The organism is Prosthecodimorpha hirschii (assembly GCF_001305515.1).
Lineage (GTDB): Bacteria > Pseudomonadota > Alphaproteobacteria > Rhizobiales > Ancalomicrobiaceae > Prosthecodimorpha > Prosthecodimorpha hirschii.
Genome location: NZ_LJYW01000001.1, coordinates 4,304,197 through 4,325,332 on the forward strand (window position 1 = coordinate 4,304,197; position 21,136 = coordinate 4,325,332).

Annotated in this window: 15 protein-coding genes; 10 read left to right on the forward strand and 5 right to left on the reverse strand. The window is 68.9% G+C overall.

The window, feature by feature from the left end:
- Positions 1-138: 138 nt before the first annotated feature.
- Positions 139-696, reverse strand: coding sequence for an SRPBCC family protein (locus ABB55_RS18915; protein ID WP_054360192.1), 558 nt, complete (start codon positions 694-696; stop codon positions 139-141).
- Positions 677-1,042, reverse strand: coding sequence for an ArsR/SmtB family transcription factor (locus tag ABB55_RS18920; protein WP_054360193.1), 366 nt, complete (start codon positions 1,040-1,042; stop codon positions 677-679). Before ABB55_RS18920 ends, ABB55_RS18915 begins: the two co-directional genes overlap by 20 nt.
- A gap of 191 nt (positions 1,043-1,233) precedes the next feature.
- Between ABB55_RS18920 and ABB55_RS18925 the strand changes: the two genes are divergently transcribed.
- The 9 genes from ABB55_RS18925 to ABB55_RS18965 all read left to right on the forward strand — a co-directional run bounded on the left by ABB55_RS18925 (position 1,234) and on the right by ABB55_RS18965 (position 15,333).
- Positions 1,234-2,385 (forward strand): YbfB/YjiJ family MFS transporter, encoded by a 1,152-nt coding sequence (locus tag ABB55_RS18925; RefSeq protein ID WP_054360194.1) that lies wholly within the window; start codon positions 1,234-1,236, stop codon positions 2,383-2,385.
- Between the two features lie 142 nt (positions 2,386-2,527).
- Positions 2,528-4,006, forward strand: a complete 1,479-nt coding sequence (locus ABB55_RS18930) for a cobyric acid synthase (protein ID WP_244472077.1) — start codon at positions 2,528-2,530, stop codon at positions 4,004-4,006.
- A gap of 32 nt (positions 4,007-4,038) precedes the next feature.
- Positions 4,039-4,614: a hypothetical protein gene (locus ABB55_RS18935; RefSeq protein ID WP_054360196.1), complete on the forward strand. Its 576-nt coding sequence runs from the start codon at positions 4,039-4,041 to the stop codon at positions 4,612-4,614.
- 328 nt (positions 4,615-4,942) lie between these two features.
- Entirely contained in the window at positions 4,943-6,112 is a 1,170-nt protein-coding gene (locus ABB55_RS18940) for an efflux RND transporter periplasmic adaptor subunit (protein ID WP_054360197.1), read from the forward strand.
- 102 nt (positions 6,113-6,214) lie between these two features.
- Positions 6,215-9,328 (forward strand): efflux RND transporter permease subunit, encoded by a 3,114-nt coding sequence (locus tag ABB55_RS18945; protein ID WP_054360198.1) that lies wholly within the window; start codon positions 6,215-6,217, stop codon positions 9,326-9,328.
- Positions 9,329-9,438: 110 nt separating this feature from the next.
- Positions 9,439-10,548, forward strand: coding sequence for a pyridoxal phosphate-dependent aminotransferase (locus ABB55_RS18950; protein WP_054360199.1), 1,110 nt, complete (start codon positions 9,439-9,441; stop codon positions 10,546-10,548).
- 171 nt (positions 10,549-10,719) lie between these two features.
- The gene (locus tag ABB55_RS18955; RefSeq protein ID WP_054360200.1) at positions 10,720-12,246 is read left to right on the forward strand and encodes a UxaA family hydrolase; all 1,527 of its coding nucleotides are present in this window, start codon (positions 10,720-10,722) and stop codon (positions 12,244-12,246) included.
- Between the two features lie 194 nt (positions 12,247-12,440).
- Positions 12,441-13,775 (forward strand): methyl-accepting chemotaxis protein, encoded by a 1,335-nt coding sequence (locus ABB55_RS18960; RefSeq protein WP_054360201.1) that lies wholly within the window; start codon positions 12,441-12,443, stop codon positions 13,773-13,775.
- Positions 13,776-13,911: 136 nt separating this feature from the next.
- On the forward strand, positions 13,912-15,333 hold the full coding sequence (locus ABB55_RS18965; RefSeq protein WP_054360202.1) for a sodium:proton antiporter: 1,422 nt from the start codon (positions 13,912-13,914) through the stop codon (positions 15,331-15,333).
- A gap of 192 nt (positions 15,334-15,525) precedes the next feature.
- On the opposite strand, the gene ABB55_RS18970 is transcribed toward ABB55_RS18965, so the two are convergent.
- The gene (locus ABB55_RS18970) at positions 15,526-16,083 is read right to left on the reverse strand and encodes an ActR/PrrA/RegA family redox response regulator transcription factor (RefSeq protein ID WP_054360203.1); all 558 of its coding nucleotides are present in this window, start codon (positions 16,081-16,083) and stop codon (positions 15,526-15,528) included.
- A gap of 167 nt (positions 16,084-16,250) precedes the next feature.
- Positions 16,251-17,609 (reverse strand): ActS/PrrB/RegB family redox-sensitive histidine kinase, encoded by a 1,359-nt coding sequence (locus ABB55_RS18975; protein WP_054360204.1) that lies wholly within the window; start codon positions 17,607-17,609, stop codon positions 16,251-16,253.
- 517 nt (positions 17,610-18,126) lie between these two features.
- Between ABB55_RS18975 and ABB55_RS18980 the strand changes: the two genes are divergently transcribed.
- Positions 18,127-19,464 (forward strand): polyhydroxyalkanoate depolymerase, encoded by a 1,338-nt coding sequence (locus tag ABB55_RS18980; RefSeq protein WP_083463754.1) that lies wholly within the window; start codon positions 18,127-18,129, stop codon positions 19,462-19,464.
- Positions 19,465-20,231: 767 nt separating this feature from the next.
- Here the strand turns inward: ABB55_RS18980 and ABB55_RS18985 are convergent.
- Complete coding sequence (locus ABB55_RS18985) at positions 20,232-21,038, reverse strand: SDR family NAD(P)-dependent oxidoreductase (protein WP_054362169.1); 807 nt, start codon at positions 21,036-21,038, stop codon at positions 20,232-20,234.
- Positions 21,039-21,136: the final 98 nt, after the last annotated feature.

A 21,136-nucleotide genomic window follows, 5' to 3' on the forward strand; every position in this document is an offset into this window, starting at 1 on the left:
CCCGGTAGGGTTGACGAAGCCTTGGCGCCGACGTCGAAACCCGGGGTGATGGGCGGCCCGGCCGCGGCCGGCGGCGGCCCGCCCGCGCGGGCTGGAGGCCGCCGGTCCGCTTCCGGCGGCGCGCCCCCGCCGCCGTTCTCAGGCTCCGGCCAGACGCTCGCGATAGATCGGCTCCAGCGTGCCGAAGCGGCGCCAGAAGCCCTCCGGCTCGCGGCCGTCGATGCGGGAGACCAAGAGGTCGAGATGGCTGTGCCAGCCGGCCGAAACGTTGATCATGGCGCCCGGATCGGCGAGGCGGCTATGCGTCACGGTCAGGCGCACGCCGGCGCCGGTCTCCAGGAGGTCGAAACGGACCTGCGAGGCCGTCTCGCTGCGCCCCCACGTATAGGCGAGGCAATGCGGCGGATCGCATTCGGTGACGATGCCCTCGAGCCGCGATTCTTCGCCGAAGCGCTCGAAGCCCGCCGGCGGCGGCGCATCGCCGGGCGTCAGGCCGTTGTTGCGGAAGACGAGTTCGATCGCGCCGCCCGGCACGAGGTCGAAGGCGCCGGCCGCGAGCCACTGGCGGCGCAGGTCCGGCTCGGTCAGGTAGCGCCAGAGGCGCGCGGCCGTTCCCGGCAGAAGCCGCTCGATCACCACCGTGTCGGCCGCCACCCGGCGGCCGAAGCCGCCGATTTCAGTGTCCATCTTGCCCATCGGTCTCTCCCTTGGCCGCATCCTCGGCCCGCAGCAGCGCCTCGAGGACATCGAGCCGCTCGGTCCAGAACTTTTCGAAATGCCGGATCCATTCCTGGCCGGCATGCATCGGGGTCGCATCGAGCCGGCAGACATGCTGCCGGCCGCGGATCTCGCGCCGGATCAGACCGGCATCCTCCAGCACGCGGATGTGCTTGGAGGCGGCGGCGAGCGACATCGGGTGCGGCGCCGCCAGGTCGCCGACCGACCGCTCGCCCCCGGCCAGCTGCCGCAGCATCGCCCGACGGGTCGGGTCGGCGAGGGCGTGGAAGACGGCGTCGAGCGGGGCGGAATGATCATCAACCATGTGGTTGAATATGGTCGATCGGTTGGGGACTGTCAACCGTTCGGTTTAATATTCGGCGCCAGATGCGCGGCGCCCATGCGAAGGGCGGTCTGGCGAGGCCGGCCCTCTCCTGTCAGGGTGCCGCGCTGCAGCAAGAGGCGGACGGGGCAGGGGCGGTGACGGATCGGGTCGAAGGCAGTGCGGGAGGGGCCATGGCCGGGCCGGCGGCCTGTTTCGGCGCGCTGCTGGTGGTGATCGGCTTCGCCCGCTTCGGCTATACGGCGCTGGTGCCGGCGCTGGTCCAGGAAGGCTGGACCACGCCGACCGGTGCCGGCTACCTCGCCTCGGCCAATTTCTCCGGCTACCTGCTCGGCGCGCTGACGGCCGTGCCGATCGCCCGCTGGGTGCCGGTCGCCGCCATGGTCCGCCTCGCGCTGGTCGTCACCGCGCTGGCCTTCGCGGCCTCGGCCTTCGATTTCGGGCTGATCTGGCTCGCCGTCTGGCGCTTCCTGCCCGGCTTCACCGGCTCGGTCGTGATGGTGCTGGCGCCGATGACCATCCTGGCCGCCGTGCCGCCCGCCCGGCGCGCCGGCATGGTCGGGCTGATGTTCACCGGCATCGGGCTCGGCATCGCGCTCTCCGGCACGCTGGTACCGATGCTGGCCGGGCTCGGCGTCGCGGCCGCCTGGATGATCCTGGCCGCGGCTTCCGCGGCGATCGCGGTCGCCACCTGGCGCATCTGGGGCCAGGTCGCCGGCGCCGTTCCGGTCGCCAGCGCGGCGGCGCCGGCCGAGCCGATGCGCCGGCCGGTGGCGGTCGCGCTGCTGTTCGTCGCCTATGCGCTCGATGCGGCCGGTTTCGTGCCGCATACCGTCTACTGGGTCGACTATGTCGCGCGCGAACTCGGCCTCGGCTACGGGGTCGGCGGCACGCAGTGGATCCTGTTCGGGATCGGCGCGGCGATCGGCCCCCTGGCGGTGGCGCGCGTGGCGGCCTGGATCGGCTTCGGTCCGGCGGTGGTGCTGTTCTTCCTCCTGAAGGCGGCGGCCGTGCTGCTGCCGGTCTTCATGACCGGCCTGCCGGCGCTGGCCGTCTCGTCGATCCTGGTCGGCGCGCTGACGCCCGGCATCGCCTCGCTGACCGCCGGCTATTCGGCCGAACTGGCCGGCCCGGGACGCCAGCGCGCGGCCTGGGGACTGATGACCTCGGGTTTCGCCGGCACCCAGACCGCCGCCGCCTCGCTGTTCGCGACGCTGCTCGGCCGGACCGGCGACTATCCGCTGATGTACGAGATCGGCGCCGGCCTGCTCTTCGCCGGCGCCGCCCTGGCGCTCGCCACCCTGGTGGGTCGCCGGCCCGCCTGACCTTTAGAAGGCGCCCGGCCGGCCGCCGGCCTGCTTGACCGTCCGGAGAGAGACTGCCGGCCCCTGGACAAGACCGGGCCGCCCGGGCACTCCTGGCCGCCGGCGCCCGTTTCCGATCCCGAGGCGCGGAGGACCTCTGCGGATGCCGGCACGCGCATTGATGATCCAAGGCACCGGCTCGGATGTCGGCAAGTCGGTCCTGGTCGCCGGCCTGGCGCGCGCCTTCACGCTGCGCGGCCTCAAGGTGCTGCCGTTCAAGCCGCAGAACATGTCCAACAATGCCGCCGTCACGGCGGACGGCGGGGAGATCGGGCGCGCCCAGGCGCTGCAGGCGCGCGCCGCCCGCGTGGCGCCGACGGTCGACATGAATCCCGTGCTCCTCAAGCCGCAGAGCGAGGTCGGCGCGCAGGTGGTGGTGCAGGGGCGGGTGATCGGCAACGCCCGGGCGCGCGAATTCCAGGCCTGGAAGCCGCGCCTCAAGGCGGCCGTCATGGAAAGCTTCGAGCGCCTGAAGGCGCGGGCCGATCTCGTCCTGATCGAGGGTGCCGGCAGCGCCGCGGAGGTCAACCTGCGCGCCGGCGACATCGCCAATATGGGCTTCGCGCGGGCCGCGGACCTGCCGGTCGTCCTGGTCGGCGATATCGACCGCGGCGGCGTCATCGCCCAGATCGTCGGCACGCGCGTGGTCATCGACGCCGAGGATGCCGCCATGGTGGCCGGCTTCGTGGTCAACAAGTTTCGCGGCGATCCGAGCCTGTTCGAGGCCGGCATGCGCCTGATCGCCGACCGGACCGGCTGGCGCAGCTTCGGGCTCGTCCCCTGGTTCGCCGAGGCCGGCCGGCTGCCGGCGGAGGACGCCATGGCGCTCGCCGGCGCCGGCCGCAGCGGGGGCGGGGCGCGGGCCTCGGCCGGGACGGTGACGATCGCGGTGCCGCTGCTGCCGCATATCGCCAATTTCGACGATCTCGATCCGCTGCGCGGCGAGCCCGCCGTCCGTTTGCACATGGTCCGCCCGGGCGAGGCCCTGCCGGGCGATGCCGATCTCGTCCTGCTGCCCGGCTCCAAGGCGACCATCGCCGACCTCGCCGCGCTGCGCGCCGCCGGCTGGGATATCGACATCCAGGCCCATATCCGGCGCGGCGGCCGTGTGCTCGGCATCTGCGGCGGCTACCAGATGCTCGGCCGGTCGATCGCCGATCCGGACGGGGTCGAGGGGCCGCCGGCGACCGTCGCGGGCCTCGGCCTGCTCGATGTCGAGACGGTGCTCGGCGGCGCCAAGACGCTGACGGCCGTCGCCGGCACGCTCGCGGCCGACGGCGCGCCCTTCGCCGGCTACGAGATGCATGTCGGCGCGACCGAAGGCCCCGGCCGGGCGCGGCCGCTGGTCGCCTTTGCGGATGGCCGCAGCGACGGGGCGGTCGCGCCGTCCGGCCTGGTCGCCGGCTGCTACGTGCACGGCCTCTTCGCCGACGACCGCGCCCGCGCCGGCTTCCTGGCCGGTCTCGGCGCGGCCGCGTCGGGCTATGCCTACGAGCAGGAGGTCGAGGCGGTGCTCGATCGCCTCGCCGGCCATCTGGAGACCCATATGGATCTGGACGGCCTCCTCGCCCTGGCGCGATGATCCCGCCGCCTGACCTCTGTCGGAGCCAAGCCATGGACGACATGCGCCTCGCCACCACGCCTCTCGCCCCCACCCGCCGCAGGCTGCTCGCCGGTCTCGGTGCGGCGCTCCTCGCCGGCCCGGCTGCCTTGGCCGGCCCGGCCGCTTTGGCCGGCTCTGCCCTCCTGGCCGGCCCGGCGGCGGCGGCCGGGGGCAGCTTCCGGGCCATCCGGGTCGATACCGGTCCGCTCGCCGCGCTCGGCGTCTCGCGCTATGCGGCGGTGGTGCGCACCGTGATGGAGCCGATCGCCGCCCGGGTCTTCGCCGGCCGGATCCGGCCCGGCGACCGCCGCCTGCCGACGCTGGTCCTGGTGGTGCAGGAGATCCAGATGGCGTCCTATGGCGGCGGCAGCGGCTTCGGTCGGGACGGCATGGATCGTCCGCTCGACTGGATCACGGGCGCCGGCCTCGTCGTCGACGCGGCCGGGCGGACCGTCGAGCGCGTGCCGATCACCGCGCAGCGCGATGCCACCGACGGCGGTCCGTGGTACCTGACCGAGCAGAGCGAGCGCCGGCGGCTGGAGAACCTGTGCGAGGCGCTCGCCTCCTGGGTCGCGCGGGCGGTGTGAGCCCGACAGGGCCGGACCATGGCGGTTCCGCATCGGTATCGCCCGCCACCGGTGTCGTTCCCCAATGCAGGCAACGGTCGACTGCACTCATTCGTGACCGCGGACGATGAGTTCGGTCAGGATTTGGTCATACCTGTGACGACATCTGCCCGCCTCTTTCGCAAGGGGCCGATTGTCTGCGCAAATGTTGAACGCGTGGCGTCTGGCCCATGGCCTCCGTCGCGGATTTCTGCTTATAGTCCCGCGACATCGGAAAAGACGGCGATTGGACGGGCCGGATCACGGCTGTGTTACTTCGCGTGATCGGTCTGATCGCCAGGAGCAAGGCATGGTGAAAGTATTCAATTGGCTTCTGGCGCTGGCATGCGGCGTGGCCGTGGTCATCGGCATCGGCTTCTATCGCCCGGAATGGCTGCCGAAGCCGGTCCACGCCGAACTTCTGAAGCATAAGCTTGCGGCGCCGCTGCCGGAGATCGCCGCAACGGCCGGGACGGCACCGCGGCCGGGCGCGCCCGCGCCGGCCGGGGGCGGTGGCGCAGGACAGCGTCCGGTCGCCGTCGAGGCCGCCAAGGTGCGGGTCGGTCCGGTCACGGCCAGCCTGACCGCCGTCGGTTCGCTGCGCGCCGACGAGAGCGTGACGGTCGCAACCGAGATCGACGGCCGCATCTCCGAAGTGGTCGTGCGCGAAGGCATCAAGGTCGAGGCCGGCGACGTGCTGTTCCGGCTCGACGACCAGATGGCCAAGGCGGAACTGGCGCAGGCCAAGGCCGAGTTCGCCCTGGCGGAGGCCAATTACGACCGCGCCGACACGCTGTTCAAGCAGAAGTCCGGCACCGAGCGGACGCGCGACGAGACGCGCTATGCGCTCGACCGCACCCGCGCCAATGTCGAACTGGCCGCCTCGCGGCTCGACAAGACCACCATCCGCGCGGCCTTCGGCGGCGTGGTCGGGCTTTCCGCCATCGGCGTCGGCGAGTACGTGACCAAGGGCCGCGCGCTGATCGTGCTGTCGCGGGTCGACCCGATCAAGGTCGATTTCCGCCTGCCCGAGGTCGAGCTCGGCAACGTCAAGGTCGGCTCGCGCATCCGCGTCGAGGTCGATGCCCTGCCGGGGCGCAAGTTCGAGGGCGAGGTCTACGCGATCGACCCGCAGGTCGACGTGAACGGCCGCGCCCTGCAGCTGCGCGCCCGGATCGCCAATGCGGGCGGCGAGCTGAAATCCGGCCTGTTCGCGCGCGTCGAACTGATCACCGCGTCGCATCCCGAGGCGATCACGATTCCGGAGACGGCGCTGGTCAACCAGGGCCGCGAGCGTTTCGTCTATATCGTGCGCGACGGCAAGGCGGTTCGCTCGAAGGTCGTCACCGGGTTGCGGCTGACCGGCCGCGTCGAGGTGCTGGAGGGCGTCGGCCCGCAGGATGTCGTCGTGGTCTCCGGCCAGCAGCGCCTGCGCGACGGCGTCCCGGTCGAGATCGTCGGAACCGGCCCGACCTCCTGACGGCCGGGCCGCCGCCGACCGCATCCGCAGGACCGGGTCCGCACCGTCGGGCCCGATGAAGCATCGAACGGCCCCGTACCGAGACCCGAGCGAGCGTCGCCCATGTCCCTTTCCGAACTCTGCGTCCGGCGTCCGGTCTTCACCACGGTCATGACCGTGATGATGGTCCTGATCGGGGCGGTCTCCTACCAGCGCCTCAGCGTTCGCGAATATCCGAATATCGACGAGCCGGTCGTCTCGATCGTGACGCGCTATCCGGGCGCCTCGCCGGAGATCATCGAAAGCCAGGTGACGCAGGTCATCGAGGGCTCGGTCGCCGGCATCGAGGGCATCGACGTGCTGACCTCGTCGAGCCGCTCGGAATCGAGCCGCATCACCGCCCGCTTCCGCGCCACCGTCAATCCGAGCGAGGCGGCCTCCGACGTGCGCGACCGCGTCGGCCGCGTGCGCGGCCGCCTGCCGGACGCCATCGACGAGCCGATCATCACCAAGGTCGAGGCCGACGCGCAGCCGATCATCTATATTTCCTTCGCGTCCAAGCGGCACAGTTCGCTGCAGATCACCGACTATCTCGATCGCTACATCGTCGACCGGCTGAAGAATGTCGACGGCGTCGCCGACGTGACCATCTTCGGCGAGCGTCGCTATGCCATGCGGGTCTGGCTCGACGACCAGCGTCTGGCCGCCTACCAGCTGACGACGACCGATGTCGAGAATGCGCTGAAGGGCCAGAATCTGGAGCTGCCCTCCGGCCGCATCGAGAGCAACGACCGCGAATTCAACGTCCTGTCGCGGACCGGCCTGAACACGCCCGAGCAGTTCCGCCAGATCGTGGTCAAGCGTGCGGACGGCATGCTGGTCCGGGTCGGCGACGTGGCCCGGGTCGATCTCGGCGCGGCCGACGAGCGCCGCCAGGCGCTCTACAACGGCGACGATGCCGTCACGCTCGGCATCGTCAAGCAGGCGGTCGCCAATCCGCTCGACGTGTCGAAGGGGGTGCGCTCCCGCATCGACGAGATGCTGACGGAGCTGCCCGACGGCATGACCGGCGAGGTCGCCTACGACACCTCGGTGTTCATCGACCGGTCGATCAAGGCGGTCTACCACACCATCCTGGAAGCCGTGATCTTCGTCGTCCTGGTGATCTTCCTGTTCCTGCGCTCGGTCCGGGCGACGCTGATCCCGATCATCACCATTCCGGTGTCGCTGATCACCATCTTCGCGATGATGTTCGCGCTCGGATTCACGGTCAACACATTGACGCTGCTGGCCATGGTGCTGGCCATCGGCCTGGTCGTCGACGACGCCATCGTGGTTCTCGAGAATGTCCACCGGCGCATCGAACTGGGCGAGAAGCCGTTCCGGGCGGCCATCGAGGGCACCAAGGAGATCGCCTTCGCGGTCGTCGCCATGACGGTGACGCTCGCGGCCGTCTACGCGCCGCTGGCCTTCTCGACCGGCCGCACCGGCCGGCTGTTCATCGAATTCGCGCTCACGCTCGCCGGCTCGGTCATCGTCTCGGGCTTTGTCGCCCTGACGCTGTCGCCGATGATGTGCTCCAAGATCCTCAAGGAGCACGAGACCCACAATTTCCTCTATCGCGCCCTGGAATGGGTGTTTGAGACCATCACCGCCACCTATCGCACGCTGCTCAAGGGGGCCCTGGTGATCCGGCCCTTCGTCGTGGTCGCGACCATCCTGGTCGCCGGCGCGGCCGTGGTCCTCTATTCGAACCTCAAGGGCGAACTGTCGCCGGTCGAGGATCGTGGCGTCATCCAGGGCTTCGGCGTCGCGCCGGAGGGCTCGACGCTCGATTTCGTGCTGCGCTATGCGCAGAAGACCCAGGAGGTCTACGCCAAGATCCCGGAGGTCAAGTCGACCTTCGTGATCGCCGGCTTCCCGCAGGTGACCAACGCCACGGCCGTGGCGCGGCTGGTCGACTGGGACGAGCGCAAGCGCACGCAGCAGCAGATCGTGCCGACGCTGTTCAGCGAGTTCGCCCGCATTCCGGGCGTCACCTTCTTCGCCAACAACCCGCCGTCGCTCGGTCAGGGCTTCTCGTCGCGGCCGATCGAGTTCGTCATCCAGACCTCCGGCACCTACGAGGATCTGCGCGTCCTGCAGGAGAAGATGCTGGAGAAGGTGCGGGCCTATCCGGGCCTGGTCAGCGTCGACACCGACCTGAAGCTCAACCAGCCGCAGGTCGAGGTGAAGATCAACCGCGACAAGATCCTCGAGTCCGGCCTGCAGGTCGAGACGGTCGGGCGCACGCTGGAGACCATGCTGGGCGGGCGTACGGTCAACCGGTTCGAGATGGAGGGCGAGCAGTATGACGTGATCGTCCAGCTCGCCGCCGCCAACCGCACCACCCCGCAGGCATTGTCCTCGCTCTATGTGCGCAGCCCCGACGGCGCGATGATCCAGCTGTCGAACCTGGTCGACATCAAGGAGGTCACGGCCGCGCGCGAGTTGAACCGCTTCAACCAGATGCGCTCCGTCACCCTGACGGCGGCGCTGGCGCCGGGCTATGCCCAGGGCGAGGCACTCGCCTTCCTGGATCGCGCCGCCGACGAGGTGCTGCCGAAGACCGCGCGCACCGACGTGGGCGGGCAGAGCCGCGAATTCCGCAATGCCGGCACCAGCTTCATGCTGATCCTGGCGCTGGCCGCGATGTTCATCTACCTGGTGCTCGCCGCCCAGTTCGAGAGCTTCGTCGACCCCTTCATCATCATGCTGACCGTGCCGGTCGCGGCGGCCGGCGCGCTCTATGCGCTTCTGGTCACCGGCGGCACCTGGAACGTCTATAGCCAGATCGGCATCGTCACGCTGATCGGCCTGATCACCAAGCACGGCATCCTGATCGTCGAATTCGCCAATCAGCTGCAGGAAAAGGGGCATTCCAAGCGGGAGGCGATCATCGAGGCGGCGACCCTGCGCCTGCGCCCGATCCTGATGACCACCGGCGCCATGGTGCTCGGCGCCTATCCGCTGGCCCATGCCACCGGTGCCGGCGCCGAAAGCCGCCAGCAGATCGGCTGGGTCATCGTCGGCGGCATGAGCTTCGGCACGCTCTTGACGCTGTTCGTGGTGCCGGTCGTCTATTACATGATCGCGCGCGAGCACAAGCGCGACCATCACGAGGATCTGGCCCCGTCCCATGGCCACGGCCAGGGCGCCGGCGGCGCGCCGGCGCCGCAGCTGCACGCGGCGGAGTGACGGTCGATCGACCGGGGCGCCGGCGCGGCCGCGAAGGGCGTGCGCCGGCGCGTGCGTTCCCCGCCGGATTGGGCTAAAGCACCGCTCGGTCCTTGTCTTCCGGAGTCGTCATGCCGCCCCGCATCACGCCGCTCGTCGCCGGCCTGCCGGCGACCGTCCCCTTCGTCGGTCCGGAAACCCAGGAGCGCCAGCGCGGCACCCGGTTCCGGGCCCGGATCGGCGCCAACGAGAACGGCTTCGGCCCCTCGCCGAAAGCCGTCGCCGCGATGGCCCAGGCGGCCGGCGAGGTCTGGAAATACTGCGATCCGGAGAACTGGGACCTGAAGCAGGCGCTGGCGCGCCATCTCGGCGTCGGTCCGGAGAATGTCGTGGTCGGGGAGGGCATCGACGGCCTGCTCGGTCTGACGGTCCGGCTGGTGGTCGCGCCGGGCTTGCCGGTGGTGACCTCGCTCGGCGCCTATCCGACCTTCAATTTCCACGTCGCCGGCTTCGGCGGCCGGCTGGTCACGGTGCCGTTCGCCGACGATCGCGAGGACCCGGAGGCGCTCGCGGCGGCGGCCCGGGCCGAGGATGCGCGGCTCGTCTATTTCTCCAATCCCAACAATCCGATGGCCTCCTGGTGGCCGGCCGAGACCGTGGTCGGACTGATGGACGCTGTGCCGGACGACGCGATCCTGTGCGTCGACGAGGCCTATGGCGAGTTCGCCCCCGACGGCACCCTGCCGCCGATCGACGTGAGCCGGCCCAACGTGCTGCGCTTCCGCACTTTCTCCAAGGCCTACGGCATGGCCGGCGCGCGCATCGCCTATGCGGTCGGGGCGGCGCCGCTGATCCGGGAATTCGACAAGATCCGCAATCATTTCGGCGTCAACCGGATCGCCCAGGCGGGCGCCCTGGCGGCGCTCGGCGACACCGCGCATCTCGCCTGGATCCGGGAGCGCATCGTCGAGGCGCGCGCCCGGATCGGCGGGATCGCGGAGGCCAACGGCTTGAAGCCGCTGCCGTCCGCCACCAATTTCGTGACCGTGGATTGCGGCCGTGACGGCGCCTTCGCCCGGCGCCTGCTGGTCGCGCTCGCGCAGCGCGGCGTGTTCGTGCGCATGCCCGGCGTGGCGCCGCAGGATCGGTGCATCCGGATCGGCTGCGGACCGGCGGCCGATCTCGACGTGCTGGAAGCCGAACTGCCGGCCGCCCTCGCGGTCGCCCGCCGCGAGGCCTGACCGGGCGCCGGCCGGGGCCACGCCGCCGGCCGGGCGCGCGCCGGTCCGATGCCGCCGACGCGGGCCGGGTCCGCGCCGCGCCCGATTGCGGGGTTCCGACCCCGATGCTACCACATTGTAATTGTCTGATGAATGTGCCGGCATGAGACCGGCCGCCAACGAGGAACGCCCATGTCGCGCCCGCTCTCGCCCCGCACCGTCCGCCTTCATGCCGACGACAATGTCGTCGTCGCCGTCGACACGGTCGATGTCGGCGCGTCCGCCGGCGGAGTCGAGGCCCGTCAGCGGGTCCCGCGCGGCCACAAGCTCGCGACGCTCGCCATCCCGGCCGGCGCGCCGGTCGTGAAGTTCGGCCAGATCATCGGCTTCGCGACCGTCGACATCCTGCCCGGCGATCACATCCACAGCCACAACTGCGCCTTCCAGGCCTTCGACCGCGACTATGCCTATGGGGCGGACGCCCGCAACGACATGGTGCTGCCGCCGGAGCTGCAGGCGACCTTCGAGGGCTATCGCCGGCCGGACGGCAAGGTCGGCACGCGCAACTACGTCGCCATCCTGTCGAGCGTGAACTGCTCGGCCTCGGTCGCCCGCTTCATGGCCGAGGCGATCAATCGCTCCGGCATCCTCGCCGACTATCCGACCATCGACGGCGTCGTGCCCTTCGTGCACGGCACAGGCTGCGGCATGGCCGCGTCGGGCGAGGGCTTCGAGGTCCTGAAGCGGACCCAGTGGGGCTACGCGACCAACCCGAACGTCGCTGCCGTGCTGCTGGTCGGCCTCGGCTGCGAGGTGTTCCAGATCGCCCGCATGAAGGACGAGTACGGCATCGTCGAGGGCGACCATTTCCAGACCATGACCATCCAGGAGACCGGCGGCACCAAGAAGACGATCGAGCAGGGCATGGAGCGCATCCGCGCCATGCTGCCGATCGCGGCCCGCGCCCGGCGGGAGACGGTGCCGGCCTCCGAACTGATGTTGGCGCTGCAATGCGGCGGCTCGGACGGCTATTCGGGCATCACGGCCAATCCGGCGCTCGGTGCGGCCGCCGACCTCCTGGTCGAGCATGGCGGCACCGCGATCCTGTCGGAGACGCCGGAAATCTACGGCGCCGAACACCTGCTGACCCGGCGTGCGGAGAGCCGCGCGGTCGGCGAGAAGCTGGTCGAGCGCATCCGCTGGTGGGAGGACTACACCGCCAAGGCCGGCGGCTCGATGGACAACAATCCCTCGCCCGGCAACAAGGCCGGCGGCCTGACCACGATCCTGGAGAAGTCGCTCGGGGCGGCCGCCAAGGGCGGCACCACGACGCTGCGCGGCGTCTACGAATATGCCGAGCGGGTCGACCGCAAGGGCTTCGTGTTCATGGACACCCCCGGCTACGATCCGGTCGCCGCCACCGGCCAGGTTGCCGGCGGCGCCAATGTCCTGTGCTTCACGACCGGGCGGGGCTCGGCCTATGGTTGCAAGCCGACGCCGTCGATCAAGCTTGCGACGAATTCCGATATATTTAATCGAATGATCGACGATATGGATATCAATTGCGGTGATATCCTCGAAGGTGTCAGCATTGCTGATAAGGGACGCGAGATCTTCAATAAGATCTTGCAGGTTTCTTCGGGTGAAAAGTCGAAATCCGAGGAACTGGGCTATGGCGACAACGAGTTCGTCCCCTGGCAGATCGGTGCGACCATGTGAAGCGCATCGCGCCACAGTGCATTGCACCTAACCCTATGGCACCGATCGCGGAATTTTTATCGAACTCTCGGAGTTCCGCGATCGGACCACGGTCTTTTCAGGGCTTCTACCAGACGCGACTGCAGTATTAACGCATCCTTAGTTCTGTGCCGTCACGATTGCTCGAATACGCATGGGTACTGGGAGACCCAAGGATGTTCGGACGCAAGATGACGGCCCGTCAAACGGGCGCCGAGGAAATGCGCGCGGAGGCGGCGCTGACGCGGCTCGCCCAGTTGGAGGGCGAGTTGGGGCAGTCGCGGGCCGCCGCGGAGGAGCGCGACGGCCTGAAGGCGCGCCTCGTCGAGTGGTTCGGCAATGCGGTCGAACAATCCGCCAGCCTCAGCGAACTGCTGTGTCTGATGGCCTGGTCCAACGGCAACGTGCGCAAGCTGTCCGGCGAGACGGTGGCGATTTCCGGCGCCGTCGAGGAGATGGCCCGAACCATCCAGAACATCGCGGAACTGAGCGGCAGCGCCCATGGGCGCGCCAGCGACGCGCGCGGCATCGTCAATGGCGGCGTCGAGCAGGCCCGGTCCGCCGGGCGCGCGATGGCCGACATCGCCGACGCCTTCTCGGGGCTCGACCGGCGCATGGGCCAGCTCGGCAATGCGATCGAGACCATCGGCGGCTTCGCCAAGGAGATCGAGACCATTTCGGGCCAGACCAAGCTTCTGGCCCTGAATGCCACCATCGAGGCGGCGCGGGCCGGCGAGGCCGGGCGCGGTTTCGCGGTCGTCGCCGCCGAGGTCAAGCAGCTGTCCGAGGCGACCAGCCGGACCACCGAACTGATCCGCGGCCAGCTGGCCGGCCTGACCGGCGTGATGCACGACATGCTCGACGCCATGGTGGTCGGCGGCAACAAGGTGCGCGACGGCGGCCAGACCTTCGACCGGGTCGTCGGCGGCATGGAGCAGATCCGCGACTGCGTCGACCGGGTCACGACCGATGTCTCGTCGATCACCCACATGCTGTCCGACCAGCAGATCGCGACCGATTCCATCGCCAAGAACCTGACTGAGATCGCCCGGCTGGCGGCCCAGAACGAGACCGATTCGACCGCTGCGGCGGACGCCATCAAGAAGGCCGAGGTCGCCGTGTCGGGCATGCTCGACCAGGGCCGCGCGGCGGCCGTCGAACACTACGAGGTCCGCCGCCTGCGGGCCGACCACCTGCTCTGGAAGCAGCACCTCGCCGAGTGCCTGGTCGGCATCCTGAAGCTCGATCCGACCCGCTTCGCCGCCGATGTCGCGCCGCTCGGCCCGCATTTCCGGGCCGTGACCGATCCGACCGTGACCGGTACGCCGGCCTGGAATGCCCTGTCGGGCCTGGCGCAGTCGATGGGACGCGACGCGATCGCCATGGTGCGCGCGGTCGCCGGCGGCGACATGGGCAAGGCGATCGAGGCCTACATGGCCATGGACAAGGCGTCCGGCGAGGCCCAGGTCGAACTCGGCCGCCTGGTAGCCGGGCTGCGTCCAGCCCGCTAGCCCCGGCCCCCGGCCGCCTTTCGCGTGCGTCCGGCGGCGGAACCGGGCGACGCGATGGTGGCGTCGGCGCGCGCGAGACTGTATCGGTGACCCACCGCATCGTCCGGGGGGCCCGATGATCTCGATCCGAATCCGAATGATTCTCTCCGTCCTGACCGCGGCCGGCGTGGCCGCGGCCACGGCCGGTCCGGCGCTCGCGGCCGAAGAGGCGATCAGGGGCGCCGATCTGTCCGTGCTCTGGGCCCTGCCGTTCGCCGGCGTCCTTCTGTCGATCGCCATCCTGCCGCTCGCCCTGCCGCAGGTCTGGCATCACCACTATGGCAAGATCGCGCTCGGCTGGGCGCTGGCTTTCGTGCTGCCCTATGCGGCGCTGGCGGGGCCGTCGGCCTCGGCGCATCTCGTCGTCCATGCGGCCTTGGCCGAGTATATTCCCTTCGTGATCCTGATCGGCACGCTGTTCACCGTCGCGGGCGGCATCCTGGTTACCGGCAACCTGCATGGCAGCCCCGGGACGAACACCATCATCCTGACCATCGGGACCCTGCTGGCCAGCCTGATCGGCACCACCGGCGCCTCGATGGTGCTGATCCGGCCCCTGCTGCGCGCCAACGACGAGCGCCGCCACAACGCCCATGTGGTCGTGTTCTTCATCTTCCTGGTCTCGAATATCGGCGGCTCGCTGACCCCGCTCGGCGATCCGCCGCTGTTCCTCGGCTATCTGAAGGGCGTCGACTTCTTCTGGACGACCGGCCATCTGGCCCATGAGACGGTGTTCTGCGCGCTCATCCTGCTGGCGCTGTTTTTCGTGCTGGATTCCTGGTTCTACCGCTACGACCACAAGTTCCGCGCGCTCGCCGACCCGACGCCCGACACCAAGCGGCTCGGCATCGTCGGTGGGATCAATTTCGCGCTGCTCGCCGCCGTGGTCGGCGCCGTGCTGGTCTCGGGATCCTGGCGGCCGGGCATCGTCTTCACCGTCTATGGCACGGTGGTCGAGCTGCAGAACCTGGTCCGCGACGGACTGCTGGTCGCGATCCTCATCCTGTCCGTGCTGATGACCCCGAAGGCGACGCGCGAAGCCAACGATTTCTCCTGGGGGCCGATCCTGGAGGTCGCAAAGCTCTTCGCCGGCATCTTCGCCACGATCATCCCGGTCATTGCCATGCTCAAGGCCGGCCGGGACGGGGCCTTCGCGCCGATCGTCGCCCTGGTCACGCGGCCGGACGGCGCGCCCGACAACGCCATGTATTTCTGGGCCAGCGGCATCCTGTCGTCGTTCCTCGACAACGCGCCGACCTATCTGGTCTTCTTCAATCTGGCCGGCGGCGATGCGCAGACCCTGATGGGGCCGCTGGCGATGACGCTGACCGCCATGTCGTGCGGTGCGGTGTTCATGGGCGCCAACAGCTATATCGGCAATGCGCCGAACTTCATGGTCAAGGCGATCGCCGAGGAGCGCGGCGTGAAGATGCCGAGCTTCTTCGGCTACATGGCCTGGTCCTGCGGCATCCTGGTGCCGCTGTTCGCGCTCGTCACCTGGGTGTTCTTCCGGGTCTGACCGCACCCGGCGCCGCCGGCCTTCAGGCCTCCGGCGACCGCGCGGTGCCGGCGATCCCAACACAGTCGCCCCAAATACCGGCGGCCCAAATACCGGCGGCCCAAACACCGGCGGCCCAAACACCGGCGATCCAAACACAAACGGCGGCCCGCGGCCGCCGTTCCTTCCCGTGAAATCCGGCTCGGTCCGGCCTCAGCGCGGCGCGCGCTTGGCCAGGATGCGCTGCAGGGTGCGCCGGTGCATGTTCAGCCGGCGCGCCGTCTCGGAGACGTTGCGCTCGCACAGTTCGTAGACGCGCTGGATATGCTCCCAGCGGACCCGGTCGGCCGACATGGGATTGTCGGGCGGCGGCGCCTTGTCGGCCGGCCCCTGGGTCAGGGCGCGCAGGATGTCGTCGGCATCCGACGGCTTCGACAGGTAGTCGATCGCGCCGAGCTTCACCGCCGTCACCGCGGTCGCGATATTGCCGTAGCCGGTCAGCACCACCGCGCGGCTGTCGGGGCGGCGCGTGCGCAGCAGTTCGATCACGTCGAGCCCGTTGCCGTCGCCGAGGCGCATGTCGACGACCGCATATTGCGGCGGGTTGGCGTCGACCTTGGCCATGCCGTCGGCGATCGAGTCCGCCGTTTCGACCAGAAAGCCGCGCGATTCCATCGCCCGCGCAATGCGCTGGAGGAAGGGCTTGTCGTCATCGACAATGAGCAGCGTCTTCGGGTCGGCGCCTGTCCCGACCGGCGCGTCGATCATCATTTTGTTGTCCTTTTCCTTGGGTGGCCCGTTCCCTGGGTAGTCTGAGACGGGTCTTGGAGGCAACCATAGCCCCTTCCAATGATCGCGAACAGCGGCTTGCCGATTATGGCCGCCCGAGCTGCGGTTATGACTGAGGCGCCGACGAACCCGGCCGCCTGCCGACGCGGTCACGCAAGCAGCGCATCGTCCACGTCGTCCTCGTCGTCGTCGCCGGGCTTGGCCTCGAGGCTCTCGCGCGGCCAGGTGATGCGGATCACGGCGCCGGTCTCCGGGCTCTTGCGATTGCCGCAGGCGACGCGCGCGCCGGACCGCTTGAGCAGCGTCTTGGCGATGAAGAAGCCGAGGCCGAGGCCGCCGCCGACCTCGTCGCTGTCCCGCTCGGCGGCGGACTTCTCCCGGGTCGTGACATAGGGTTCGCCGATCCGGTCGATGATTTCCGGTGCGAAGCCCGGCCCGTCGTCGGCGATCGTCAGGGCGACCTGACGCTGGTCCCATTCGGCGGTGATCTCGACCCGCGACTTTGCGAAGTCGACCGCGTTCTCGACGATGTTGCCGAGGCCGTAGAGGATCGCCGGGTCGCGCCGGCCGACCGGCTCCGCGCCGGCCCGGGCGATCCGCGTCACCGCGATCTCGACGCCGAACTCGCGCAGGGGCGAAACCACCTCCTCGATCAGGCTCGAAAGCGCCATGCGCTTGTAATAGGCGTCCATGCCGGTCGCCAGCGTGCGCAGCTTCTGCAGGATCTCGCGGCAGCGCTCCGACTGGCTCCGGAGCAGCGCGATGTCGTCGGCGATCGGCGAACCCTGCGGGATCTCCCGCTCCAGTTCGCGCGTCACCACCGCGATGGTGCCGAGCGGGGTGCCGAGCTCGTGGGCGGCGGCGGCGGCGAGGCCGTCGAGCGCGGTCAGGTGCTTCTCCCGCTGCAGGACCAGTTCGGTCGCCGAAAGGGCTTCGGCGAGCTGGCGCGCCTCTTCGGCGACGCGGAACGCATAGGTGCCGGAGAAGACCACGGTCGAGACCAGCGCCATCCAGATGCCGGCGAGATAGAGCGGCGGCAGAACCGGCGGCTCGCTCGGTCCCCAGGGCAGCGGCCAGTGGAACACGCCGAGCAGGGTCGACATGCCGGCCACCATCGCGCCGAGCAGCATGGTGGAGCGCGGCGGCATGGTCGCCGCCGCGACCATCACGGGGGCGAGCAGCAGGAGGGCGAACGGATTGGCGAGGCCGCCGGTCAGGAACAGGAGCCCGGAAAGCTGGAGCACGTCATAGGCGAGCAGCCCCGTCACATAGGGCCCGTCGAGCCGGTGGGTCGGATCGAAACGGAAGCGCAGCAGGAGGTTGAGCGCCGCCGAAATGCCGATCAGCGCGAAGCAGCCGGCGAGCGGCAGGTGGAATTCCAGCCCGTAACGCACGATCAGGATCGCGGCCGCCTGGCCGGCCAGCGCCAGCCAGCGCAGCGTGACCAGGGTCGACAGCCGCAGGCTGCGGGAGACGGATTCGCGCAGTTCGGCCGTGGTCGGGAACATTCCGTTCAATCCCTGAAGCCCCGTCGACCGGACACTGCGCCCCGGGGCGATCCCTATATGCGCGCCGTCGCCGCGTCCTGCCAAGCCGGCGCGCCGCGGCGAAAGCGCCCGTCAGGCCCCGCCGCGGCGGCCTCGAAGATGACGGACAACTGACATGGTTGAGCGAAGCTTGCCGCAGGGCACAAAATCCTGCGGTCCAATCGCAGATGCGAACGGGAATCCTCTGGACAAGCCCTTTGCCGGCTGATCCCATACTCGTCCGCTGCGGCCGCTCGGAATGCGTCGGCGCCGGTTTGGAACCGCTGCCAGCACGCTTTGCCGGCCCGCAGAGGCGCGAAATCCGGTTCCGCAGCCGGTTTTCAGCGAATGCCTGCGCGATCGGCCGGATTGGACGCCGGCCGTAGTACCTAAGGCTAGCTTGGTATTTGTCGGACAAACGGACTAGCATCCAGGATGCGCAAGGGCCGCGCGGCGGGGGGATCCTCGCCGGAAGGTCCACCAGGTCGGGGGAATCGACGTGTTCTATCAATTCTACGAGTTGAACCATGCCGCCCTCGGTCCGTTCCGGGCCGCCGCCGACGTGACCAAGCTCTATTTCCAGAACCCGCTCAATCCCTTCACCCACACGCATCTGGGCCGCTCGATGGCGGCGGCCTGCGAGCTGTTCGAGCGCACCACCCGGCGCTACGGCAAGCCGGAATTCGGCATCAAGACGACGCTGGTCGGCGGCACGCGCGTGCCGGTGACCGAGCGGGTCGTCTGGGAGCGGCCGTTCTGCCGCATGATCCATTTCGAGCGCGGCCTCGAGGCCGGCCGCCGGCACGATCCGAAGGTGCTCCTGGTGGCGCCGATGTCGGGCCATTATGCGACGCTGCTGCGCGGCACCGTCGAGGCGCTGCTGCCGCGCCACGAGGTCTACATCACCGACTGGATCGACGCCCGCATGGTGCCGCTCGACCAGGGCCGGTTCGATCTCGACGACTATATCGACTACGTCATCTCGATGATGCATGCGCTGCACGGCGAGGCGCATCTGATCGCGGTCTGCCAGCCCTCCGTGCCGGTGCTCGCCGCCGTCTCGATCATGGAGCAGAACGACGATCCCTATGCGCCGCCCTCCATGGTCCTGATGGGCGGGCCGATCGACACCCGCATCTCGCCGACCGCGGTCAACAAGCTCGCCGCCGACAAGGGCATCGAGTGGTTCGAGCGCAACGTCATCATGCAGGTGCCGTTCCCGCATCCGGGCTTCATGCGCTCCGTCTATCCGGGCTTCCTGCAGCTCGGCGGTTTCATGTCGATGAATCTCGACCGCCACATGACCGCGCATCACGATTTCTACCGCCATCTGATCAAGGGCGACGGCGATTCGGCCGAGAAGCATCGCGACTTCTACGACGAATATCTGGCCGTGATGGACCTGACCTCGGAATTCTATCTGCAGACCGTCGAGACCGTTTTCATCGACCACGCCCTGCCGCGCGGCGAAATGATGCATCGCGACCGCCGCGTCGATCCGTCGGCGATCCGCCGCGTCGCGCTCCTGACCGTGGAAGGCGAACTCGACGACATCACCGGCATGGGCCAGACCCAGGCCGCCCACACGCTGTGCAGCAACATCCCGGCCGACAGCCGCGCCGACTATGTCCAGCAGGGCGTCGGCCATTACGGCGTCTTCAACGGCTCGCGCTTCCGCTCCGAGATCGCGCCGCGCATCACCGACTTCATCCTGACCCACGATCGCGGCCGCGCCCGCGGCATGGCCGCCAAGCCGTCGGCCGCCGCGAGCAAGCCGGTCGAGAAGCCCGCCACTCCGAAGCGCGGCGGCCGGCCGTCGATCTCGCTGGTGAAGTGAGGCGGCCGATCGGGTCCGATCGTGCCGCTCGGCAGGCTGCTGAAAATCACTGCGAACCCGCCATTCTGTCATCCCCGGGCTTGTCCCGGGGATCCAGCGCTATGGCTAAGTCTTTGGAAAGTCTGGATCCCCGGGACAAGCCCGGGGATGACAGAGTTGAAACGGCCTGCGTCTGATCGTGTTCCGAAGAATTTTTTAGCAACCTGCCAGTGGTTCGACCGAGACGGATGGCATCCATCCGTCTCGTCAATCCGAGCCACGAACTTTTTGACCGCTAGCAGGCCACTGAACATCACTCCGAACCCGCCATTCTGTCATCCCCGGGCTTGTCCCGGGGATCCAGCGCTATGGCTAAGTCTTTGGAAAGTCTGGATCCCCGGGACAAGACCGGGGATGACAGAGTTGAAACATCCTGCGTCTGATCGTGTTCCGACGAATTTTTTTTGCAACCTGCTAGTGGTTCGATCGAGACGGATGGCATCCATCCGTCTCGTCAATCCGAGCCACGAACTTTTTGACCGCTAGCAGGCTACTGAACATCACTCCGAACCCGCCATTCTGTCATCCCCGGGCTTGTCCCGGGGATCCAGTGCGATGGCTAAGTCTTTGGAAAGTCTGGATCCCCGGGACAAGCCCGGGGATGACAGAGTTGAAACGGCCTGCGTCTGATCATGTTCCGAAGAATTTTTTAGCAACCTGCCAGTGGTTCGACCGAGACGGATGGCATCCATCCGTCTCGTGACTCCGAACCACACACGCTTTGACCGCTACGAATATTTCAGCGTGATGCCGCCGTCGACGACCAGTTCGACGCCGGTCACGTATTTGGCCTCGTCGGAGACCAGATAGACGGCCGCATAGGCCACGTCCCAGGCGTCGCCCATATGGCCCATCGGCACCTGGTCGTCGCGCTTCTTCCACATCGCTTCGATGTCGCCGCCGCCATAGGCCTTGGCGAGGCCGGCGGTGTGCTCGACCATCGGGGTCTTCATCAGCCCGGGAGCGATCGCGTTGACGCGCACCTTGCGCGCCGCATATTCGGCCGCCGTGGTGCGGGTCAGATGGCCGAGCGCGGCCTTGGTCGCCGAATAGGTGCAATAGGGCACGCCGGTATAGCGCAGGCCCGCGATCGAGGTGATGTTGACGATCGCCCCGCCGCCCTGCGCGACCATCAGCGGGATGACGTGCTTCATCGCCAGATAGGCGCTCTTCAGGTTCACGTCGAAGACCCGGTCCCACTCGGCTTCCGCGACTTCAACCACTCCGCCGACCTCGGCGATGCCGATATTGTTGTCGAGGATGTCGATCCGGCCGAACCGGCTCCTGGCGGTCTCGACCGCCGCGACGATCTCCGCCTCCCTGGTCGCGTCGCAGGCGACCGCGACGGCGTCGCCGCCCTCCAGGCGGATGATCTCGGCCGTCTCCTCGGCGGCGGCGAGATTGCGGTCGACCGCCACCACCTTGGCGCCCTCGCGCGCGAACAGGACCGAGGTCGCCTTGCCGTTGCCCCAGCCGGGGCCGCTCGATCCGGCGCCCATGACGAGCGCCACCTTGTGTCTCAGCCTGCCGGACATGCCTGATCCTCCGCGCTCGATGGGAATGCCGTCATGGCGCGCGATCATAAGCCGCCCGGGACCGTTCCGTTCCGGCCGGCGACGCATGGCGGCCGAGC